The organism is Rhizobium sp. YTUHZ045, assembly GCF_051124255.1.
Lineage (GTDB): Bacteria > Pseudomonadota > Alphaproteobacteria > Rhizobiales > Rhizobiaceae > Rhizobium.
Genome location: NZ_CP101436.1, coordinates 143247 through 164183, shown reverse-complemented (window position 1 = coordinate 164183; position 20937 = coordinate 143247). Strand labels below are relative to the sequence as shown.

20 protein-coding genes are annotated in these 20937 nt (G+C 61.3%); 10 read left to right on the top strand and 10 right to left on the bottom strand.

Annotated elements, in window-relative coordinates; genetic code table 11:
* Positions 1-9 precede the first annotated feature (9 nt).
* Together NMA58_RS32175 and NMA58_RS32170 are read right to left on the bottom strand one after the other, a co-directional pair.
* The gene (locus NMA58_RS32175; protein ID WP_434715057.1) at positions 10-1500 is read right to left on the bottom strand and encodes a carnitine 3-dehydrogenase; all 1491 of its coding nucleotides are present in this window, start codon (positions 1498-1500) and stop codon (positions 10-12) included.
* A 7-nt stretch (positions 1501-1507) separates the two neighbouring features.
* Positions 1508-2410 (bottom strand): 3-keto-5-aminohexanoate cleavage protein, encoded by a 903-nt coding sequence (locus NMA58_RS32170; protein ID WP_085780692.1) that lies wholly within the window; start codon positions 2408-2410, stop codon positions 1508-1510.
* Between the two features lie 97 nt (positions 2411-2507).
* On the opposite strand from NMA58_RS32170, the gene NMA58_RS32165 reads away from it, so the two are divergent.
* Positions 2508-3506, top strand: a complete 999-nt coding sequence (locus NMA58_RS32165) for a GlxA family transcriptional regulator (RefSeq protein ID WP_434715055.1) — start codon at positions 2508-2510, stop codon at positions 3504-3506.
* On the opposite strand, the gene NMA58_RS32160 is transcribed toward NMA58_RS32165, so the two are convergent.
* Positions 3481-4356 carry a LysR substrate-binding domain-containing protein gene (locus tag NMA58_RS32160; RefSeq protein WP_434715054.1) on the bottom strand — a complete coding sequence of 292 codons (876 nt, stop codon included), beginning with the start codon at positions 4354-4356 and terminating at the stop codon, positions 3481-3483. The two genes, NMA58_RS32165 and NMA58_RS32160, sit on opposite strands and share 26 nt — an antisense overlap.
* 110 nt (positions 4357-4466) lie before the next feature.
* Here NMA58_RS32160 and NMA58_RS32155 point away from each other — a divergent pair, with 110 nt between their 5' ends.
* A complete protein-coding gene (locus tag NMA58_RS32155) occupies positions 4467-5363 on the top strand; it encodes a DMT family transporter (RefSeq protein WP_434715052.1) in 897 nt (298 codons plus the stop codon).
* 154 nt (positions 5364-5517) lie between these two features.
* On the opposite strand, the gene NMA58_RS32150 is transcribed toward NMA58_RS32155, so the two are convergent.
* Positions 5518-5952 (bottom strand): hypothetical protein, encoded by a 435-nt coding sequence (locus NMA58_RS32150; protein ID WP_434715050.1) that lies wholly within the window; start codon positions 5950-5952, stop codon positions 5518-5520.
* Positions 5953-6671: 719 nt separating this feature from the next.
* On the opposite strand from NMA58_RS32150, the gene fdhA reads away from it, so the two are divergent.
* Positions 6672-7862, top strand: a complete 1191-nt coding sequence (gene fdhA / locus NMA58_RS32145) for a formaldehyde dehydrogenase, glutathione-independent (RefSeq protein WP_020922845.1) — start codon at positions 6672-6674, stop codon at positions 7860-7862.
* A gap of 80 nt (positions 7863-7942) precedes the next feature.
* Here fdhA and NMA58_RS32140 read toward each other — a convergent pair whose 3' ends face one another.
* On the bottom strand, positions 7943-8749 hold the full coding sequence (locus tag NMA58_RS32140; protein WP_434715048.1) for a transporter substrate-binding domain-containing protein: 807 nt from the start codon (positions 8747-8749) through the stop codon (positions 7943-7945).
* Positions 8750-8867: 118 nt separating this feature from the next.
* On the opposite strand from NMA58_RS32140, the gene NMA58_RS32135 reads away from it, so the two are divergent.
* The 3 genes from NMA58_RS32135 to NMA58_RS32125 all read left to right on the top strand — a co-directional run bounded on the left by NMA58_RS32135 (position 8868) and on the right by NMA58_RS32125 (position 12290).
* The gene (locus NMA58_RS32135) at positions 8868-11237 is read left to right on the top strand and encodes a putative bifunctional diguanylate cyclase/phosphodiesterase (RefSeq protein WP_434715046.1); all 2370 of its coding nucleotides are present in this window, start codon (positions 8868-8870) and stop codon (positions 11235-11237) included.
* Between the two features lie 75 nt (positions 11238-11312).
* Positions 11313-11897: a cysteine hydrolase family protein gene (locus NMA58_RS32130; protein ID WP_430960582.1), complete on the top strand. Its 585-nt coding sequence runs from the start codon at positions 11313-11315 to the stop codon at positions 11895-11897.
* Positions 11898-12035: 138 nt separating this feature from the next.
* Positions 12036-12290: a hypothetical protein gene (locus tag NMA58_RS32125; RefSeq protein ID WP_430960581.1), complete on the top strand. Its 255-nt coding sequence runs from the start codon at positions 12036-12038 to the stop codon at positions 12288-12290.
* Between the two features lie 110 nt (positions 12291-12400).
* Here the strand turns inward: NMA58_RS32125 and NMA58_RS32120 are convergent, their stop codons facing one another.
* Complete coding sequence (locus NMA58_RS32120) at positions 12401-13657, bottom strand: MgtC/SapB family protein (protein WP_434715043.1); 1257 nt, start codon at positions 13655-13657, stop codon at positions 12401-12403.
* Positions 13658-13891: 234 nt separating this feature from the next.
* On the opposite strand from NMA58_RS32120, the gene NMA58_RS32115 reads away from it, so the two are divergent.
* The gene (locus NMA58_RS32115; protein ID WP_430960579.1) at positions 13892-14263 is read left to right on the top strand and encodes a hypothetical protein; all 372 of its coding nucleotides are present in this window, start codon (positions 13892-13894) and stop codon (positions 14261-14263) included.
* Between the two features lie 11 nt (positions 14264-14274).
* On the opposite strand, the gene NMA58_RS32110 is transcribed toward NMA58_RS32115, so the two are convergent.
* The gene (locus tag NMA58_RS32110) at positions 14275-14574 is read right to left on the bottom strand and encodes a hypothetical protein (RefSeq protein WP_430960578.1); all 300 of its coding nucleotides are present in this window, start codon (positions 14572-14574) and stop codon (positions 14275-14277) included.
* Between the two features lie 189 nt (positions 14575-14763).
* Here NMA58_RS32110 and NMA58_RS32105 point away from each other — a divergent pair, with 189 nt between their 5' ends.
* A complete protein-coding gene (locus tag NMA58_RS32105; protein ID WP_430960577.1) occupies positions 14764-15597 on the top strand; it encodes a universal stress protein in 834 nt (277 codons plus the stop codon).
* Positions 15598-15680: 83 nt separating this feature from the next.
* Here NMA58_RS32105 and NMA58_RS32100 read toward each other — a convergent pair whose 3' ends face one another.
* Positions 15681-16136, bottom strand: a complete 456-nt coding sequence (locus NMA58_RS32100) for a pyridoxamine 5'-phosphate oxidase family protein (protein ID WP_430960576.1) — start codon at positions 16134-16136, stop codon at positions 15681-15683.
* 205 nt (positions 16137-16341) lie between these two features.
* On the bottom strand, positions 16342-16680 hold the full coding sequence (locus NMA58_RS32095) for a TraR/DksA family transcriptional regulator (RefSeq protein WP_434715041.1): 339 nt from the start codon (positions 16678-16680) through the stop codon (positions 16342-16344).
* 233 nt (positions 16681-16913) lie between these two features.
* Between NMA58_RS32095 and NMA58_RS32090 the strand changes: the two genes are divergently transcribed.
* Positions 16914-17738: a universal stress protein gene (locus NMA58_RS32090; RefSeq protein WP_434715039.1), complete on the top strand. Its 825-nt coding sequence runs from the start codon at positions 16914-16916 to the stop codon at positions 17736-17738.
* A 102-nt stretch (positions 17739-17840) separates the two neighbouring features.
* Here NMA58_RS32090 and NMA58_RS32085 read toward each other — a convergent pair whose 3' ends face one another.
* Positions 17841-18908: an ABC transporter ATP-binding protein gene (locus tag NMA58_RS32085; protein ID WP_434715038.1), complete on the bottom strand. Its 1068-nt coding sequence runs from the start codon at positions 18906-18908 to the stop codon at positions 17841-17843.
* Positions 18909-19247: 339 nt separating this feature from the next.
* Here NMA58_RS32085 and NMA58_RS32080 point away from each other — a divergent pair, with 339 nt between their 5' ends.
* The gene (locus NMA58_RS32080; protein ID WP_434715036.1) at positions 19248-20888 is read left to right on the top strand and encodes an extracellular solute-binding protein; all 1641 of its coding nucleotides are present in this window, start codon (positions 19248-19250) and stop codon (positions 20886-20888) included.
* Positions 20889-20937 lie beyond the last annotated feature (49 nt).

Sequence of the window (20937 nt, the reverse complement as noted above, 5' to 3'; positions counted from 1 at the left end):
CCGATCCTCCTATCGCCTCTGGCCGACGTGACGGCCGGCGCCTTCGGGCAGCGCCAATTCCGAATGAGCCGCAGCGATCATCCTGACCTTGTCGAGCACGGCGGCCGGCGCCGGTGCCGCCTTACCCATCTTGCTGTCGACATGCAGCAGCATGTGCTCGGCGGTGGCGAGAGCCTCGCCCGTCGCCGTATCGTACAGAGTGTGGAAGACATGCAGCCGTTTGTCATCGGCGGCGAGCACCTGACAGGTCGAATGGATCGCCTGCCCGAGCTTCGCCTCGCCGAGATGGCGGATGTGGCTTTCGACCGTATAGTAGCTATGGCCCGCCTCGACATAGGCGAGATCGACACCGACAAGACGCAAGAGCGCATCCGAGGTATCACCGAAAACCTGCAGGTAGCGGTGCTCGGTCATGTGGCCGTTATAATCGACCCAGGCGGGGCTGACCTTGGTTTCGACGAGCCTCAGCGGCTTCGACGGATCGAAAGGCGCTGCCGCGCCGCCTCCTTTCGCCCAAAGCGACTGCTCAAAATCCTTAAGCAGCTTGCCGGCACCCCAGCCTTTGCCGCCGTGGCCGCCCTTAAGGGACTGGAGGATGCCGACAAGGTTTTCGTCGCGGATGCGCTCGAGCTCGCGGATCGAAAGCCCCGCCGCCTGCTCGTCGGACTGTCGGCCGATTTTTTCGATCAGCGCATCGTCGAGATCCACCACATCGGTGAGCTTGGTCCAAGGCCAGGCGAGGCACGGCCCGAACTGGGCGAGGAAATGGCGCATCCCGGCCTCGCCCCCGGCGATGCGGTAGGTCTGGAACAGGCCCATCTGCGCCCAGCGCAGGCCGAAGGAATAACGGATGACGTCGTCGAGCGTCTCGACGGTGCAGATGTCGTCGTGGATAAGCCACAGGGCCTCGCGCCAGAGCGCCTCGAGCAGCCGGTCGCCGACGAAGGCCTCGATCTCCTTGGCGATGTGGACGCCCTTCATGCCGATCGGCGGCAGTTTGTCCATCGCCGCCTTGATGGTCACCGCCGATGTCTTCTCGCCACCGACGATTTCGACCAGCGGCAGCAGATAGACCGGATTATAGGGATGGGCGACAAACAGCCGTTCGGGATGTTTCATGTCCCGCTGCAGGTCGGTCGGCAGCAGTCCTGACGTGGATGAGCCGATCAGGGCATCCGGCCGTGCCGCGGCATCGATCTGCGTCAAGACACCGCGCTTGAGGTCGAGCCGTTCCGGCACGCTTTCCTGGATCCAGTCCGCGCCGGCGACAGCTTCATCCAATGTCTTGCAGAAGGTGAGCCGGCCGCGCGGCGGCAACGGTGCGCCGGTCAGCATGGCATAGGCCTTTTCGGCATTGGCGATCACTTCGCCGACGATGCGTTCGGCCTCCGGATGCGGGTCGAAGACATCGACGTCGATGCCGGCAAGCAGGAAACGAGCGATCCATCCGCCGCCGATGACGCCGCCGCCGATACAAGCTGCCTTGCTGATCCCTGTCATGCCGCCCTCAGCGCTTCGTCAGTTTGAGTTTCTTGCGGACGTCTTCCGGACCGATGATCCGCGCGCCCATGCCTTCCACCACCTGCACGGCCTTTTCGACGAGCTGCGCATTGGTGGCGAGCTGGCCCTTGCCGACGAAGAGGTTGTCTTCCAGGCCGACACGCACATTGCCACCCGCCAGAACCGCCGCGGCCGGATAGGCCATGGCATTGCGGCCGATCGAGAAGGCCGAAAAGGTCCAGCTCGCAGGCACATTGTTGACCATCGCCATGAACGTGTTGAGGTCGTCAGGAGCACCCCACGGAATGCCCATGCAGAGCTGGATCAACACGGGGTCTTCGATCAGCCCCTCTTCGGCCAGCTGCTTGGCGAACCAGAGATGGCCGGTGTCGAAGGCCTCGATTTCGGGCCGCACGCCGAGAGCCGTCATCTTGCTTGCCATCGCCCGCAGCATGGCCGGCGTGTTGGTCATGACATAGTCGCCGAGGTTGAAGTTCATCGTGCCGCAGTCGAGCGTGCAGATCTCCGGCAGGCACTCGGCGACATGGCTGACACGCTCGCTGGCGCCCGCCATGTCGGTGCCTTTCGCATTGAGGGGCAGGGGGCTTTCGACATCCCCGAAGATCAGGTCCCCGCCCATTCCGGCGGTGAGGTTGAGAACGACGTCGATATCCGCCGAGCGGATGCGGTCGGTGACCTCCCTGTAGAGATCATTGCGGCGGCTGGCGGCCCCGGTTTCCGGATCGCGGACATGGCAGTGAACAACGGCCGCCCCAGCCTTGGCGGCGTCGATCGCTGAATCCGCGATCTGCTTGGGAGTGATGGGAACGTGGCTGGATCTGGAAACCGTATCGCCGGCGCCGGTCACGGCGCAGGTGATAAAGACATCGCGGTTCATCGCAAGAGGCATGTTTTTGTTCTCCCGTCTTATGGTCATTACGCGACAACATGAACAGAGATGCTTTACGCTTTCAGAAGCTCTTGATACATTATCGGAATCGGTGGAGGTGACATTGCTACAGCGATCGACCGAGCGGCTCGATATCGACCTTCTCGTCCTTCCGGATACGAACCTGATCCTGATCGCGTCGGTCATCGAGCCGCTGCGCGGCGCCAATCGCATTTCCGGCAGCGAGCTCTACCGCTGGCGGCTCCTGACACCGGACGGAGCGCCGGTTCCGACCACCAGCCACATCGCCATTCCGGCGGACGGGATCTTCCGGGCGACGGCCGAGGATAGACCGCTCTTCGTGCTTGCGAGCTACAACTGGCGCGGCAGCGCCACGCCGGCGCTGAAGATGCAGCTATCCCAGGCCGCCCGCCACCGCACGGTGATCGCCGGCATCGAGTCAGGCACCTGGCTGCTCGCGGAGGCGAGCTTGCTCGACGGGCAGCCAGCGACCGTTCACTGGGAAGATTACGAGGATTTTGCGCTTGCTTATCCTGAGGTGCGGGCTGTCAAGGACCGTTTTGTCATCGAAGGCAAGCGACTGACGACATCGGGTTCGCTGCCGACCGTCGACCTGATGCTGGAGATCATCAGGCAGCGACAAGGTTATTCGCTGGCGCTCGAAGTCAGCCGGCTGTTCCGCTACGAGCAGCCCTCCTTTCATGGCGACGAACCGCTTTCCGCAGCCTCGGCGGGGCTCAGCATGCACGATCCCCGCGTGGCGCAGGCGGTGCGGCTGATGGAGGAACATATCGAGCAGCCCCTGATCCTCGCTCGGATCGCCCGCAGGGTCGGCATCAGCGCCAGGCATCTGCAGGACCTCTTCCAGCAGAGCATCGGCGCACCGCCGCATGTGCATTATCTCGCACTGCGCCTGAATGCGGCGCGCCGCAAGGTGATCGAGACGACGGCCTCCTTCGCCGATATCGCGGCGGCAACCGGTTTCAATTCGGCCTCGGCCTTTGCCAGAAGCTACCGGGCGAGTTTTTCCGAAAGCCCGTCCGAGACAAGGCGCCGCTTGCGCCGCCGCATCACGTCATCGGCGGCGGCGACGTAGGCTGGAACGCCTCCCGGATCATCTCGGCAAGCTCGCGGATGGCTTCGGTGGAACGGTAGGTGCTGCGGCGGAGCACCACCTTCGAGGAATCGACCGGCGGGAAACCGTCTTCGGCGGTCAGCTCCCGGCAGCCGGGCGGGATGCTGCTGCGGGAAAGCGTTGTCACGGCAAGGCCTGCGGTCAGCGCATTCTTCAGTCCCGAACCCGTATCGGCGATGAAAGCAATGCGATAGTTGCGGCCGATCTGCTCCAGCGACCGGAGCGCAAAATCACGTGACCAGGTGGAGTTGCGATAGGTCGCAATGGGGAGGGGGTCGAGATCGTGCAGCCGGTGGACCATCGAGGTGACCCAGACTGTGGGATCGATGCAGATGACCTCACCTTTCGTCTGGTCGCTCCAGTCGAAAACGACGGCGAGATCGAGTTCGTCCCGCTCCAGGGCGGCGAGGTTGCGTGATGTATAATCACAGGACACGGTGACCTCGACAGCCGGGTGACGCACAGCGAAAGCCGCAAGCGCTGCCGGCAAAACTGTCTGGCTGTATTCCTCGGGAATTCCGATGCGCACCGGCCCGTCCAGCGGCTTGCTGCGGATCGTCGCGGCCGCCTCGTTCAGGAGATCAATGACCCTGCGGGCGTAAGGCACCAGCTGTATGCCCTGGCGCGTCAGCAGCACGCCGCGGGCGCCGCGCTCAAAGAGGCATTCGCCGATCGTCTGCTCAAGCCTCTTGATCTGGGTGCTGACGGCGGACTGCGTCCGGCCGATCCGCTGGGCAGCCGCGGAGAAATTCGATGTCTCGGCGACGACCAGGAAGGTTCTCAACAGGTCGCTTTCGATTGGCTCGTGCATGGTCAGCCATAGATAAAATCGATGATAGTCATCTCTACTATTCGTTTGTCTAATGTCAAATCCTGGCGCAGAAATGGGCGGCGTTCGACTTCCTTCTTTGAGAATCTGTGGTGACCATTGACAATCCGACCACGCGCCTCGCAGGCAGCGAGCACGAGAAGGGTGTGCTTCTCATTGTTGCCGCGACGCTCGCCTGGAGTGCGAGCGGCGTCTATTCGCGGCTGCTCACGACCGACGTATGGACGGCGATCGCCTGGCGGTCGTTGTTTGGAGGCCTGTTTCTGCTGATCCCCTGCCTTTTCCTCGAAGGGGGCATCTCGCGGCGGCAATGGCACTCCGTTTTCCAACCGTCCGGACTTGCAATGATCGCATGCCAGACCTTCAGTCAGGGATGCTTCATCGGGGCGCTCTATATGACCACCGTCGCCAATGTGACGATGATTTACGCGACGACCCCCTTCATCGCCGCGCTGTTCGGCTGGCTCATCCTCAAGGAGAGAGTGGCCAGGCGAACGATGATTGCCGGCGCCGTCTCCCTCTTCGGCGTCGGCATCATCGTCGCCTCGTCGATCGGCGGCGGCACCGGTTGGGGCGATCTTTTAGCGCTCGGCATGACCGCCTCCTTCGCGCTCGTCATCATTATTCCGCGCATCGATCCCGGCGTGCCGAGCCTGCCGCCGACCGTGGTCAGCGCTTTCCTGACGCTTGTCATCTTCGCGCCCTTCGGCTCGGTCGGCTCGCTCGATCTGCACAATTGGATCGTGCTAGCCGCCTTCGGGGCGACGAATTTCTCGCTGGCGCTGGTGCTCTTCCTCGCCGGGGCAAAGCGAATGCCGCCGGCCGAAGCCGCGCTGATCGGCACGATGGAAATCGTGCTGACGCCCTTCTGGGTCTGGCTGCTATTTTCCGAAGAGCCGCCCGTCGCCACCTATTTTGGCGGCGCTATCATCCTCGGCGCCGTGTTCTGGCATACGGCGGTCGATTTCAATCGGGGCCGCCGGCCATAGGGCGGCTGGCTGCCGCCTGTCCTCCGGTCCGCTGACGAATCTTGCCGTGTTCGCTCATGCGCCGATGAGCGACCATGCGATTGCCGTGGCGGCCGTTTCAGCCGGCGGTGGGGCCACCCCCTTTGATAGTTCCAGGTGGCGGCCTCAGCCTCAACTAGCCAAAAAACGCACGAAGCTGAGCGAAAAACCCGCCTGGTTTATGAGCCGCCATCTTTCGTACGCGGCGAGCTAGTGTCGCAGCGCTGACGCGTTCCCCGAAATGGCAAAAGCAGACCAGGTCGTGCAATTGCTCATCACTGAGTTCGAAGAACCGCCTGGCTTCGCCATAGCTGTCGTTTTCCATTCCTGCCGCCCGCAGAATGGGATCAGCGAACGCAACAGAGATCGGAGTGTCGTCGTCACGCAAGGCGAGCCGATCGGCAATCGGCTGATACTCTGTCTCGTGAAGCGTTCTGAGAAACGGCTTAGGGCTGCGTTCCAGAATGTCCGCCCACCGTTCGAGGCGTTCGCGCCTCGTCATTTCAAGGTGATCATAGGTCGGGCTGACCTTAGCGATCGTTTTCAATTGCTCGAGTGCATGCTGTTCCATTTCGGCCTCCTATCCCCGGAAAAATAGATGGTCCGCTCCCAGAAACAGCCTCGCTCAGGTCACAGCCGAAGTCCAATCACGATTGAAAACGACATCTGCTGCTGGCCGAAAGATGTGATTACAAGTGCCACATGTTCAGCGGTGCGAAGCCCGACAGCTGCGATCACATCATCCGGAGCGATCCGGAAAACTGCCGCATTCGCGAGATCAATCTGTCGTTCCCCACGGAAAGTGATTGCGGCTTTGCCGCCTGTCGCCTGGAGGTGCGCCCATGTCGCTTTTTCGGGCGCCGTTTTCGACCAGGCATGGTTTTCTGGTCATGTTCACGGCGCTGCCTTGCAAGCTGGCGACATGAACATGCGAGGCTGGCCAGCGGCCGGCGCGCTGCACGCGCGGCGGTGGTAGAACTGAAGTCCTCAAGGCGGTCGCTGGCTTGATATCCAGAGATCGAGACGGATCGAAAGGAGGTTCTAGAGCCCGAACCAGCTCTTTGCGCAGCAGATCTCCGGATTGCGGCGGGCGATGACGAGCGGAACGACAGGCCAGACCTATCGTGCCACTCTCTCCTCGATCCAGCCTGTCCCGGCCTAGCTGCGAAATTCGAATATCGCCCGATGCGGCGATGTAAATACCGGACTGCAGAGGAGGCAGGCCGGAGGAAAGCTTGCCGTCGACTGCATCGGTTGCAGTTCGAGACATTCAACACATGGGAGGAATCCATGAGCAAGAACAGAGGCGTCGTCTATCTCCGGCCGGGAAAGGTCGAAGTCCGCGATATCGACGATCCGAAGCTGGAAGCGCCGGACGGCCGCCGCATCGAACACGGCGTGATCCTGAAGGTGATCTCCACCAATATCTGCGGCTCCGACCAGCACATGGTCCGCGGCCGCACGACGGCAATGCCAGGCCTGATCCTCGGCCATGAAATCACCGGCGAAATCATCGAGAAAGGCGTCGATGTCGAGATGCTCGAGATTGGCGATATCGTCTCGGTGCCCTTCAATGTCGCCTGCGGCCGTTGCCGTTGCTGCAAATCTCAGGATACCGGCGTCTGCCTCACCGTAAACCCGGCTCGCGCCGGCGGCGCTTACGGCTATGTCGACATGGGCGGATGGATCGGCGGACAGGCTCGCTACGTCACCATACCCTATGCCGATTTCAACCTGCTGAAAATTCCGGACCGGGACAAGGCGATGGCGAAGATCCGCGATCTCACCATGCTTTCCGACATTCTCCCCACCGGCTTTCACGGTGCTGTGCGCGCAGGCGTCGGCGTCGGCTCGACCGTCTATGTCGCCGGTGCCGGTCCTGTCGGCTTAGCGGCTGCGGCTTCGGCTCGCATCCTCGGTGCTGCGGTCGTCATGATCGGCGATTTCAACAAGGACCGCCTCGCACACGCGGCGAAAGTCGGTTTTGAGCCCATCGACCTCTCCAAGAGCGACCGTCTCGGCGACATGATCGCTGAAGTCGTCGGCAGCAACGAAGTGGACAGCGCCATCGACGCGGTCGGCTTCGAGGCACGCGGCCATTCGGGCGGCGAACAGCCGGCAATCGTGCTCAACCAGATGATGGAGATCACCCGCGCCGCCGGCTCGATCGGCATTCCCGGCCTCTACGTGACCGAGGATCCGGGCGCCGTCGACAATGCCGCCAAGCACGGCAATCTCTCGCTTCGCTTCGGTCTCGGCTGGGCAAAGGCGCAGTCCTTCCACACCGGCCAGACTCCGGTGCTCAAATATAATCGCCAGCTCATGCAGGCGATCCTCCACGACCGGTTGCCAATCGCCGATATCGTCAACGCCAAGGTCATCCCGCTCGACGATGCCGCCGCTGGATATGAAAGTTTCGACCATGGCGCGGCAACGAAATATGTCCTCGATCCGCACGGAGAGGTCGCGAAAGCCGCATAAAAGCGAAGGACCCGAGACCAAACCGACAGCGCCGCGCTTCTTTTCGAAGCGCGGCGCTATTTAGTTTTAACTTGGCAAAACTACTGGATGCTGAACGGGAAATACTTAGCGTTGATCATGTCGTAAGTCCCGTCCGCCTTGATCGCCTTCAAGGCTTCGTTCAAACGCTCAAGACGCTCCTTGTCGTCCAGGCGCAACGCGATGCCGGCACCCTCGCCGAAATAGGTGACGTCAACCAGATCCGGCCCCTTGAACTCGCAGCAGGTTCCCGCCTTCGTGTTGGCGATCCAGTCATAAATGGCGAGTTTATCCTCAAGGATAATGTCGACTCGCCCGTCCGACAGGCCTTTGTATAATTCCGGCGAAGACCGGAAAACCGTCTTCTTCAGGTCAGGATAGAGGTGGTTAGCATAAGATTCCTGCGCTGTGGACGATGTCACTCCGAGTTTCTTGCCACTGAGGGCGGCGGGGCTGACGTCGCTGATCGGCGAATCTTTCCGGGCGATGAACACCGACGGGCTGGTGTAATATTTCTCGGTAAAAGCGACTTTCTGGCGGCGCTCCAGGCTCATCGACATGGACGAGATGATCGCGTCGTATTTGCCGGCGACGAGATCGGGGATCATGTCGTCCCACTTTTCGATGATGAACTGACATTCGAACTTGCCGGCGTCGCAAAGCGCGTTGGCGATATCGATGTCGAAGCCTTGCAGCTGGTTATTTGCATCGAGATAGTTGAAGGGCGGAAATGCTCCTTCGACGGCAACTCTCAGAGGCGTGCGATCTTGCGCAACCAGCTGCAGCGGCGAGGCGGCGGCGAGAAGGAGGCCCAATCCGCCCGCCATCAGCGCTCCGCGCAGTATAGTCTGAATGGATAGGCGCAACATCGTCGGAAACTCCTTGTGGCGTAGTCTCCGCCATAGTGCGCCCCAGCCTTTAATTCTACGTGAACGCTTCTTTGTTAACGTCCACGAATGCGCCCGTGGTGGGTTCAGGGGTTTAGGCTTGCACATCGTTGTCCCTTCCAGCTCCAATACGTTTCAGCAATCCTGGATCGCTTCGGGGAGAATTCTATTCCTGATCGCTGTCAGCGGGCTCGGAGCGATCGGACTGGTCGTGCTTTCCGCGCTCTGGGCGGGAACCGAGAGCGACGCGGCAGCCCTCGATCGACAGCGTCAGCTTGTCAATGCGCGCCTCAGGGAACAGGTCGATCAAGTTGCGCATGTCATTGGTCAATTCGGCAATGGCTACCTCTCCGGCGTTTATCCGGCCTCCCGGGCAGCCGGAGTTTCCTCCAGCCTCGATACTGTTCTCACGGCGGCGGCCGGGAGTGCGATCAGCCACACTGCGATGTCGGCCTTCGGCTATGACCAGGCCTTCGTCGTCGATGACAAGGCGCAGCTGATCATGCTGACCGACGCCGAAACCGAAAAGCGCTATCGCTGGATGAGACCGCTCTTTCTGCCTCTCCTGAAAGACGCGCGCCTGACGGCGAACCACGGCACCGCTTCCAGCGAACGGATCCCATCATCATTGGAAAGCCGAGCGGCCAATACCGCCCGCTCGAACCATGCACTGGCCAATCTGATGCGGCTCGAAGGCCGGCCGACGATCGTTGGCGTCGTTGCCGTCAACGAAGCCGCCGAGCCGCAGCCGCAGCCGATGCGGCAATTCCTGATCGTCGTGCGGTTTCTCGACGGCGCGGCGCTCGACGAGTTGAGCCGGCAACAAGGCCTCAACGGCGCGCGCTTCGCGCGCACGGCCGACGCTGACGAAAACGAGGTGGCGTTCCAGATCGACGCAACGGCAAACGGCGAACCAATCGGCTTTATCGTATGGCGACCTGATCTTCCTGGTTCGAGGGTGATCGGCCGCTTGATGCCGGCGCTTTCGATTGCCGCCCTGGTGATCGCGGTCCTGTTTTCGGTTCTGCTGGTCCGCCTGCGAAGCAGTCTCGGCGAACTGAAGAAAAGCGAGCTGCACGCCAGGCAGCTCGCCCTGCATGACGTGCTGACCGGCCTTCCCAACCGCGCCCTGTTCGCGATGCGCTTGGAGGAGTGTCTGGCCGACACGCGCAATTCCGCCGAGCGGTCGGCAGTGGCGCTCCTTGACCTCGACCGCTTCAAGGCGGTGAACGACACGTTCGGGCATGCCGCCGGCGACGAGCTCATCAGGCTGGCTGCGGAGAGGGTCCACGCGTTGCTTCGTTCGGGCGACACGCTTGCCCGGCTCGGCGGGGACGAATTTGCCCTGCTTCTCCGGAATGTCAAAGATGATCAAATCTTGCCCTCCATCTACGAAGCGATCGTTGCCGAACTTGGCAGACCCTTCCCGCTTTTGAGGGGCGAAGCGGTCGCCCGGGTCGGCGGCTCGATCGGGGTGACCGTGGTGCCGGACGCCGGACGCAATGCCGACGATCTCATGCGTTATGCCGACGTCGCGCTCTACGAGGCTAAGATGGGCGGAAGAGGCCAGTGGCGCGTCTATTCGCCGTCCATGGACGGTGGCAGGAATGCGCGTGACGTCCTCAAGAACGAATTGCGGGATGTTCTGGCAAAGAGCACGGCCTTGTCGGCCGGCGTTCCACAACCCGGTCCGATCGGCCACAGACCGGACTTCGGGTCGCTTGAGGTCTACTATCAGACAGTGCATCGCGCCGGGGGCGGATACTCGGCGTCGGGCGCGGAGGCTCTCGTGCGCTGGCGTCATAGCCAGCGCGGACTGTTGACGCCTGCCAGCTTCATCCCGGCGGCCGAGGAAGGCGGCCTCATCGACGCTCTCGGTTTCTGGGTGCTGCGCGAAGCCTGCAGGGCTGCCGGCAGCTGGCCGAAAAACACCTTTGTGGCCGTGAATGTGTCTCCCTCCCAGCTGAGAAGGCCCAACTTCGCCGAGGAGGTCTTCGCCGTGCTTGAAGAGACCGGCTTGCCGCCGTCTCGACTGGAGCTCGAACTCACCGAGTCCTCGCTGATCGAGGATAGCTCGGATGTCTATTCGGTACTGAAATCGCTGCGTGGCGGTGGAGTTCAGATTTCGCTGGATGATTTTGGAACCGGCTTTTCGTGCCTCAGCCACCTGGTCCGCTTCGACATAGACCGCATCAAGATCGATCGCTCCTTCGTCTCACAGCTGGGCGCAAAAGCCAATGGCGCCGCCATCATCGGCGCCATCGTTACCCTCAGCCGCAACCTCGGCATTTCGACAACGGCCGAAGGGGTCGAAACCGAATATCAAAGGGACTTTCTGGCCGCCCTCGGCTGCACCGACCTCCAGGGCTACTTCTTCTCCAAACCGGTTCCGCTTCGCGAACTCGACTGCTTCGGCAAATCCGAAAGCAGCCCCGCATCACGGACGATCGCTCCGGGAGCCATTGCTTAGCGCCCTTTGATCTTTCGGCATCAGGAACTTTCGCCCCGGGCAGCGGTTGACGCCCCAAGACGAATGGAGGATGTGATGGGCGAGATCGGCGAGTGGCGGCACCTTTGCGTCGACATGCAGCGGATGTTTGCCGAAGACACGCCGTGGCACGTTCCATGGATGGCCCGGATCTCCCCTCAAATCGAGGAACTCGCCGGCCGCTACCCGTCCCGAACGATCTTCACCCGTTTCGTGCCGCCTCAGCATGCGGATGCGATGCCGGGAAAATGGCGCGATTATTACCGGAAATGGTGGATGATGACGGGTGAGCATCTTCCACATGGCCTCGTCGAGCTGACTTCCTCGCTCGCCTCGCATGTTCCGCCGGCAAGATATTTCGACAAACGCACCTATTCCCCCTGGATCGACGGCCGCCTTCACACGATTCTTCAATCGGAACGGGTCAACACCCTTGTGATTACCGGTGGGGAAACAGACGTCTGCGTGCTTGCCGCGACGCTCGGCGCCATCGATCTAGGCTATCGTGTCATCATGCTGAAGGACGCCGTCTGCAGCAGCGCCGACGACACCTATGACGCATCGCTGGAACTTCTGCACGACCGCTTTTCCGTGCAACTGGAGCTCATGGAGACCGATGAATTCTTGAGCGGCCTTGGCTGAGAAGTCGTTCCGGCGATCTTTAATTGATATGTATCAAGGCTGGGCTGCCCGCGCCGGCATAAGCTCTCCGGGCAGCCTGCCAGAGGAGCCCGGCAGCGCATCTTGCGGCAGCGAAATCAACCGGTCCGGAGATAAGCAATGTCTTTGAAGCTGATCAGCGGAATGATGAGGTCGTCCGGCGAGGAAGCCCTGCTGGTCATGGATGCCGGCGGCACGAACCAGATGGTCGTTATCGACAGGGAAGCCCTCCTTGAGGTTGCCCAGCCGCCGCGTTGCGACGAAAGCCGGCTGCAGGAAAATATCGGCCTTTTCAGCCGGATTGCCTGCGCGAAATTCAATCGCGGCGATATTGAGCGCGACGGGCGCATCAGAATTCATGCAGCCGACCTTTGAGTGCCGCTCACCTCCCCGACGGTGGTGAGTCTCGGCACTCATATGAAGTGGCGCGTCAGATCCGGCGCGATCGAGCGGCAGGCACCGGCGCCAACAACGAGATCAGTCGCTTACGTCATGAACGAGCCGGCGAGGCCGGCGAGCACCGCGATACCGCTCACGATGGCGAGCCGAACCGCATAGCCAAGGCTTCCCGCGCTTGCTGCAAGCCCTGTTTTCGCAAGAAGATTGGCGAAAGCAGCGACCGCTATGGCTTGTGCAGCCGCGTCCGCCGGCAGGTTCGGGAGCTTCGCGATCGAAAGCGTTATCGCATCGAGATCGCCGAGCCCGGTGATGAAGGCGACCACCGCCAGCGACTGCGTTCCGAAGAATTCCAAGGCCGCCCGCGTCACGATGGTGACAGCGGCAAGAAGAAGAGCAAAGCGTAGGACGACGATCACCTCCAGCGGATTTTTCGGTGAAAAGTCGGGACTGTCACCGGCGCGCGGCGACAAGCCGGCCAAGCCACCGCCGATGGCAAGCGCCGCCGCACCCGGGCCAAGCAATGCCGCAAGCTCCTCCAGCACCGCCGGTGCGATGACACCGCAAATCAAAAGCACCCGGCTCAGGGATACCGCCCCCGCCATCATCGCTCCGGCTGAAAGCAGCGGCGAGAGCGCGGGCATCTGCCTGGACTGTCGGGCAAAGGAAAGGGTCAGGGCCGTCGAGGAAACGATACCCCCACATGCGCCCGTCAGGAGCAGTCCGGCTCTGGCGTCGGTGAGCCGGATCATCACATAGCCAACAAATGAAACCGCTCCCACGAATATGGTCAGCATCCACAGCTCGAAGGGGTTGATCATTTGCCAGGGATCGACCGCCTCGTTGGGAAGAATTGGAAGAATGACGACGGTCATCGTCAACAAGATCAGGGCGGCTCTCAACTCGAGCCAGGTCAGTTTCCGCAGAAATCCGTGCAGTGGCTCCCGCGCCGCCAGAAGTGCCGTCATGGCGACCGCGCTCGCCGCGATCGTCGTCATATCTGCAACGACGGCTCCGAAACCGAGCGCAAACACTGTGATCGCAGCAATGGCGCCGGTTGCGCTGTAGTCACCCTCCCGCAGCGCCTGCATGCGGCTGAAGACAAGGATCGTGATGCAAAAGAATACGAAGATGGCCGTCGATAGGATCGGCCCCGCAATAGGTTGCAGGAAGCCGCAGAAGCCGCCGAGGAAGCTCGAGAGGCCATAGGTGCGGATACCGGCCACTCTCTTGCCCGGCGGGGCCTCGCGTTCTTGCCATCCACGTTCGATGCCGACGAGTATGCCGATCGCAAGCGCAAGACTGAGGCGCTGGAATGCATCAGCCATCACCAATGAAGTCATCATCCGAAGGTCCAGTTTTTGTCGGCGCCGCCTCCCGGAGGTCTTCTGCCCGATATGCCATGGCAAGCATGCATTTCCATTCCGCTGCTCCTGAAAGCCATCCACCCTATGCGGCCCGGTCATTGCGATTGCTGAATCACCCCATCGTGCCGTTGCAATGAGCAGAGTCCGCTTGATGCAGATCAACGAGATCTTTCGCCGCGACGATAATCTTGAAGGAGACGAGAGGATTCCGCCATGGTCGATGACGCGCTTTTGATACCGGAGCAGGCGCTGCCTGCCTCTGCAAGGAATCTTTTCCTCGCAGCCTACAGACTGAATATCGAGGCGTCGCGGACGATGCTGCGTTGTCAGATCGAGCTACTGGCGTCATTCCGGCGCCGGCTTCAACTCTACCAGATCTTCCTGGATGACCTCACCGAAAGTGCCGAACTGAACGATACGTTCGAGGTCGTGGCCGACTTTGCGCAGAATGCCTTGGCCGAGGCGCCTCGAGAGACCGCGCGACTGGCCGGGATCTCCTCGAAAATGGGGGTGGTCTCCGCAAAGGTGGTGCGCAAGCTGGCGGATGAGACGGTCAAAGACCTGGGCGCTCGAACCTGCGCTTGAGGCGTCGGCACTCAGCCCGCTCCCTCGTCTTCTGCTTCTTCCAGGGCTGCGTTCAACAGTTGGAGCGCGAACTCCTCTGCCGCCTTTTCGTCATCCGCGCAAAGCTTCAATGGGGCGCACCGCTCCTTCAGATTACGGATAAGTCTCCGGCGAAGCCTGGGGACCAGGGGCGATTCCGTTTTGGCGAGAAGCTCCTGCAAACAGGTGACGGCAACCGCTTCGAACATGAGAAGCTTGCCTTCGACTTCACCTTGCGAAGGAATGGGCAACCGCTCGCCGCCCCGTTTGAAATCTCGCTCCGTCGACAGCATTTGCTGCCTCCTTTCCGATGACCGGTCCCGCACCTCTCCGGATTCCGCGATAGGGACGTCTACAGCCACTCCCTGTCAATCGGGAAGCAGCCTACAGGGCAGAAATCGACAGCGCTTTGACGAAGGTCAAGGAAGCCGGGGCCATCGCGACTATCTTTTTCCATTCCAACCAGAGAGAGGTATATCGACATGACCATCAGGACCGTACTCAGCATCCTCAGCGTTCATCAGTTCGAGGAAGATCTCAAAACCGCAATCGACTTCTGCAGCGCCCATGGCGCGCATCTGAACGCGCTGGTGATCTCGTTGGGAACTGCACCAACGATCGGCAATTATAACACCATCTCTTCTGTCTGGCTTGACGAACGCCAACGCGAAATCGACGTTCTGTCCCGGAAGACTGAGGAGATCAAGACTACTCTCGACCGAAGCGAGATCTCCTGTGAGGTCCAGGACGTCTACACGGAACTCGCATGGGCTGACGAAGATATTGCCGAAAGGGCACTCTATGCCGACGTCGTCCTGGTCGGGCGGCAGGCGGCCCGAGACGACGATCTCCGCAAACGCATCATCGATGGTGCACTCTTCCAGACGCCGACGCCGATCCTCATCAACCGCGGAACACGAGCAATGAATGCCTCGTCGAGATCGGTTTTGCTGGCATGGGACTCCAGCGACGAAGCGTCACGCGCCACCCGGCAATCGCTTGATCTGCTCAAGCAAGCCGACACCGTTTACGTCACCATGGTGGACCCCATGGCACGGATGCGGGCGAACGGCGAGGAGCCGGGCGCCGACATTGCCGCCTATCTTGCCCGGCACGGCGTGAAGGTGCAGGTGGATCGCGTCGCCAGCGGTGGCCGGCCGGCAGACCAGGTCCTGCGGCAGCATGCAGTCGACGTGTCCGCCGACCTGATCGTCATGGGTGCCTATAACCATCCGCGCTGGCAGCAGACGATCTTTGGCGGGGTGACACGGGGCATGATCGAGGAAAGCACGATGCCCATCTTCATGGCACATTGAACCGGCCGGCGTTCAGCCGGCCCGTCGCCTCACACCTTGCTATGCATGTCGCCCGGTTGCTGCACGTGTCCGGGCGATAGCTATTAATCGATGGCGAAGGCCGCGCGGCCTGACAATGTCTGGACAAGGATGCCAAAGAAAATGTGCGGAGATTCGGCAAGAATCGGAACCTCCTTCGGGCTGAGCGAACCGACTTCCCACCAGTCCGGGTGCTTCTGCAATATTTCCCAGGCGTGCACACGCTCGCTCCGCCGGAGCTCAGTGTCGGGAAACTCCTCGAACTTTCCTTCGGCGATAACGCTCGTCCAGCCTTTGCCGACCCGCCGGTCCACCTGCAGGCACACTCTGTCGTTTTCCCGCATCCATTCGACTTTGCGGCCGGGCATCGAAAAACAGTATGCGACGCCATCTTCGAAGGCGAAATAGATAGGCACGACATAGGGCCGACTGTCCTTGCAGCAGGCTAGGTGCCCAAATCTTGTCTCTCCCAGAACGGCGTGGCATTCAGCCAGCGTAAGTTCCCGTAAACCCAATGACATGAGACGCTCCTTCGGATGTTCGAGGAGTCATTCTAGGCCGACCGCGCGGCTTCGCGCATTGATAAAGAGCAATGTGGTATTGGGTCCGCAGGGCCGATTTAGGGCTCGGGCAGCAAGAGTGCCGCTCATGCCGGGATGACCATACTCGCCGCCACTCACGCTTATCGATTCGTGATGGAATCTGCTCGGGCAGAATGCTTCAATCCTACGAGGAATGCCTCTCGTCCGCCAGGCGGGCACAGGTCACGCAGTATGGCGTGTAGGGGATGGCCTCCAACCGGTTGGGTTCGATCGGGGCGAGGCATCTGACGCAGCGACCGAAGCTTCCGCGCTTCAGCCGTTCGAGGGCCGCCTCGATCGATGTGATTTGCGCAGCGGCTTCCCTTCGCATTTCGGTCAGCACCTGATCATTCTCGACCTGAGTGATGCGATCTTCGCTGTCCGGATCCAGCGCGACACCGAGGTCGGCATCGATCGCCGACCGCCGGCGCTGCAGGTCCGCTTTCATGGTCTTCAGTTTGTTTTCTATCTCTTCGTTCTTCATCGAAGCTTTCCCGCTGCGTGAAACGGCGGCACATGCCGCGCTCTGTTCGCCCATTCGGCCGGCCGGCGGCTGGCCGAATGCAATGTTCATCACCGTACAACCGTCTAGGAAGGCTGCATTGATCGGCGTCAATGGGGGAGGGGATGGGCAGATTGAGACATGTCAACGCGCAAATCCCGCTCAAGTGCGAGAGTGGCGACACAGACCGCCATTCTCTTCTTGGGGTGTACACCATGAAACGGCATATCTTCCTTCCGCTTCTCACCTATCCTGACGCGACTTCGGAAATCATGATCGCCAATGCGGTGATGCTGGCGCGCCATATGCAGGCGACGCTCACCGTCTGTGCCGTGGAGATTACCGTACCCGACGTCTCCAACGCCCTGTCCTCACTGATCATCGATGCGGCACAAATGGCGCGGGAAGCGGCGGCGCTGAGCCACAAGCGCGCTTCGACGCTGGCGCAGAAAGCGCTCGAGGAGGCAAGGGCGGCTTCGGTCGATCTTCGCACCCGCGAGATCAAGGTCGAGGAGCCATTCGTCGTCGACGCGCTGGCGGAAGCCTCGCGCGCCTACGATCTCGTGCTTCTGGAACTGGCCGGCCTCTCCCGTCCGATCGTCGAGGCGGTACTGTTCGGGTCGGGGCGGCCGCTGATCCTCTACCCGCCGGCGCCTTTCGGCGGCCGGATCGATCGTGTAGCCATCGCCTGGGATGGCAGCCGCACGGCTGCGCGGGCGGCACATGATGCCTCCGTCTTCCTGGAGCAGGCCTCCAAGGTCTGCCTGCTTTCCGTGATCAACGAGAAGCCGGTGACATACGAGACGGGCGATTATCTCATCGAAAACCTGTTGAAGAGCGGCGTGACGGCGGAGGCGATGCACCTGCGCACGCACGGCGATCCAGTCGGCGAGGTACTGCAGAGCAAGGCCTTCGAATTGCGGGCCGACCTTCTCGTCATGGGCGGCTTCGGTCATTCGCGTTTGCGCGAATTCGTGCTCGGCGGCGCGACGCAGGCGGTGCTGACCAACATCACCCTGCCTGTCCTGCTATCGCATTGAGAGACGGCATGCGATCAAGCACCGGCTCTCGAACTCATTGTCAACGCCACGAAGGCCGCGCGCCTCATCAGCCGCGGCATGTTGGCGAGCAACAGTGGCTCGTCAATCCCGTCGCAGCGTCTTGCCGGTCTCCGCATCGAACAGATGAAGCTTGCCCGGCCTGGCAGCGATCGTTACGGCCTGCCCCGGCTCGAAATCGTGACGTTCGGACAGCACGGCGACAAGCTCGCCGGATCCGTAGCGCAGAAATACCATCGTCTCGTGGCCGGTGGGTTCTGTGACGTTGACAGTCGTCTTCAGGCCGCTCGGAGCGAGCGACAGATGTTCGGGCCGCACGCCCAGACGCACAGCCTGGCCATCGGAGGCCTCCGGCGTGAAACCGAGCGCGATCTCATCGCCTGTCTCCGTGACGAAGACGGCTCCATCGGCCTTGTAGTGACCTTTCAGCAGGTTCATCGACGGCGAGCCGATGAAGGTGGCCACGAAGGTATTGCGCGGACGATCGTAGAGTTCCAGCGGCGTTCCCGTCTGTTCGATCTTGCCGCCCTGCATGACCACGATCTTGTCCGCCATGGTCATCGCTTCGACCTGGTCATGGGTGACGTAGATCGTCGTGGTTCTCAGTCTTTGGTGGAGTTCCTTGATCTCCTTGCGCATCTGTACGCGCAGCTTGGCGTCGAGATTCGACAGGGGCTCGTCGAAGAGGAAGACCTGCGGCGATCGGACAATGGCTCGTCCCATCGCCACGCGCTGCCGCTGGCCGCCCGAAAGCTGGCGCGGATAGCGGTCAAGATAGGGCACGAGGTCGAGCGTTTCGGCCGCCGCCTGCAGGCGCTGCTTGATGAGATCGGCCGGCTGCTTCTGGAGGCGCAGCGCGAAGACCATGTTCTCGGCAACGGTCTTGTGCGGATAGAGGGCATAGCTCTGGAAGACCATCGCAATATCGCGGTCCTTCGGCGGCAGATTGTTGACGATCTTTCCGCCGATCGAGATGGTGCCGCCGGTAATGCTCTCGAGCCCTGCGACCATGCGCAGCAAGGTCGACTTGCCGCAGCCGGACGGGCCGACGAGCACCACGAACTCGCCGTCGCGAATGTCTATATTGACCCCATGCAGGATATTTAAGGCGCCGTATGCCTTCCGCGCCTCTGAAATATTGACCTCAGCCATATGCCTCCCACTCGCTTTCCGGTCACCCCAGGCACACATTCCAGGGGATGAATCTCTCGACAGTATCCAGCGTATGAGGCACAACGAAAACGCGCTCTGCCACGACCCGAAATACCTCCAAAACCTCCTCCATGAAACGTTTCATTTTTTATTGACTTTTTCCGCTTCCCGTCTAATGCTCAATGATGAGACCGAGAGGAGCGGTTTCAAACAAGAATTATGAAACGTTTCATTTTCTTGTTTACCAGATAGTTCTGCACGAGACCAGTCCCAAATTCGGGCCGGAGCCTATCCGGAACACTGGCTGGCGGCAGCGCACCAAACGTGGAGGAGGAAGACATGAAAGTCGAAATTTACGATGCATTGATGCGCCGTCAGGCAAGCCGCCGCGACGTTTTGCGGGGAACGGCAAGTGCGGCGGCTCTGCTCGGCCTGTCCGGCGCGATGGGCGGAATTCCCGGCGCCGCATTCGCCGCCGATGACCTACGCGCGCAGATCCTGCAGATCCCGGGCGTCGGCAAGGGTTCGCCGACGGACGCGGACTGGCAGAAGGTCGGCGAACTCTGCCTCGGCCCGACCAAGGCCAATGTCAAGCAGGGTGAATTCGCCGGCGTCGAGCTGACCTTCATGGGGCTCAACAACCAGAATCTGCACAACTTCCTGTTCCGCGGCTTCCTGAAGCCTTGGGAAGCCTATACCGGGGCCAAGATCAACTGGATCGACCTTGCTCAGGCCGATTACAACGCCCGCCTTCAGCAGTCGATCGCAACCGGCACGGTCGATTTCGACATCCTTGAAATGGGCGCGCCTTTCGAAGGCGATACCGCCGGACGCGGGCTTCTCGACGAGATGCCTGATTGGGCTGCAAAGCAGGTCGAAGCCGACGACCTGGTGAGCTACCTGAAGCCGCCGGTCGGCACCTGGGACGGCAAAACCTATCGCGTCACGATCGATGGCGACTGCCACACCTTCGCCTATCGCAAGGACTACTTCGGCGAAGGCTCGATCAGCGGCATGTCCGAGCCGCCGAAGACCTGGCAGGACGTCAACGCAGCGTCCAAGGCGCTGATCGGCAAGACCGATCCCTTGACCAGCCAGCCGGCCTACGGCTATCTCGACCCGCTCAAGGGCTGGGGCGGCTTCGGCTTCTATTTCATCGAGAACCGGGCGACGGCCTATGCCAAATATCCGGGCGATCCGGCTTGGCTGTTCGATCCCGAAAATATGAAGCCGCTGGTCAACAACCCCGCCTGGGTCCAGGCGATCCAGGATGTGCTGGATCTGATCGCGGCCAAGGCCTATCCTGCCGACCAGATCAATGCGGACCCCGGCACCACAGCCTTCTCGCAGTTCCTGGCAGGCACCGGCGCCATGCTGATGTGGTGGGGCGACGTCGGCTCCAGCGCGCGCACCTCGGATACGTCGGTCGTCGGCGACGTGGTGGGCTTCGGCATCAACCGCGGCTCCAACCGCGTCTACAACCGCAAGTCCGGCCAATGGGAAGACAAGTATAACGAAGCGCCCAACATGGCCTATCTCGGCTGGGGCATCTATGTCACCAAGCGGGTGTCGAGCGACGAGAAGAAGCGCAAGGCGGCCTGGTCTGCTGCAGCCCATCTCGGCGGCAAGGATCTTTCCCTGTGGACGTCGGCCTATCCGTCCGGCTTCCAGCCCTATCGTCAGTCGCACTTCAACTACGACGAATGGGAAAAGGCAGGTTACGATCGCGCCTACATCGAGGATTATCTGGGTTCGAACGCCGACAGCTACAACCATCCGAACGCTGCGATCGAGCCGCGCATCCCCGGCATCTTCCAATACTACTCCGTTGCGGAGGACGAATTGGCGAAGGGCTTTGCCGGACAATACAAGTCGGCACAGGAAACCGCGGATGCAATTGCCGCCGCCTGGGAAAAGATCACCGACCAGATCGGCCGTGATAGCCAGCTGAAGCTCTATCGGACGAGCCTCGGGCTCTGATCGATTGGCATAAACGCGCTGGCGGACTGAAAAGGCTCCGCCGGCGCCC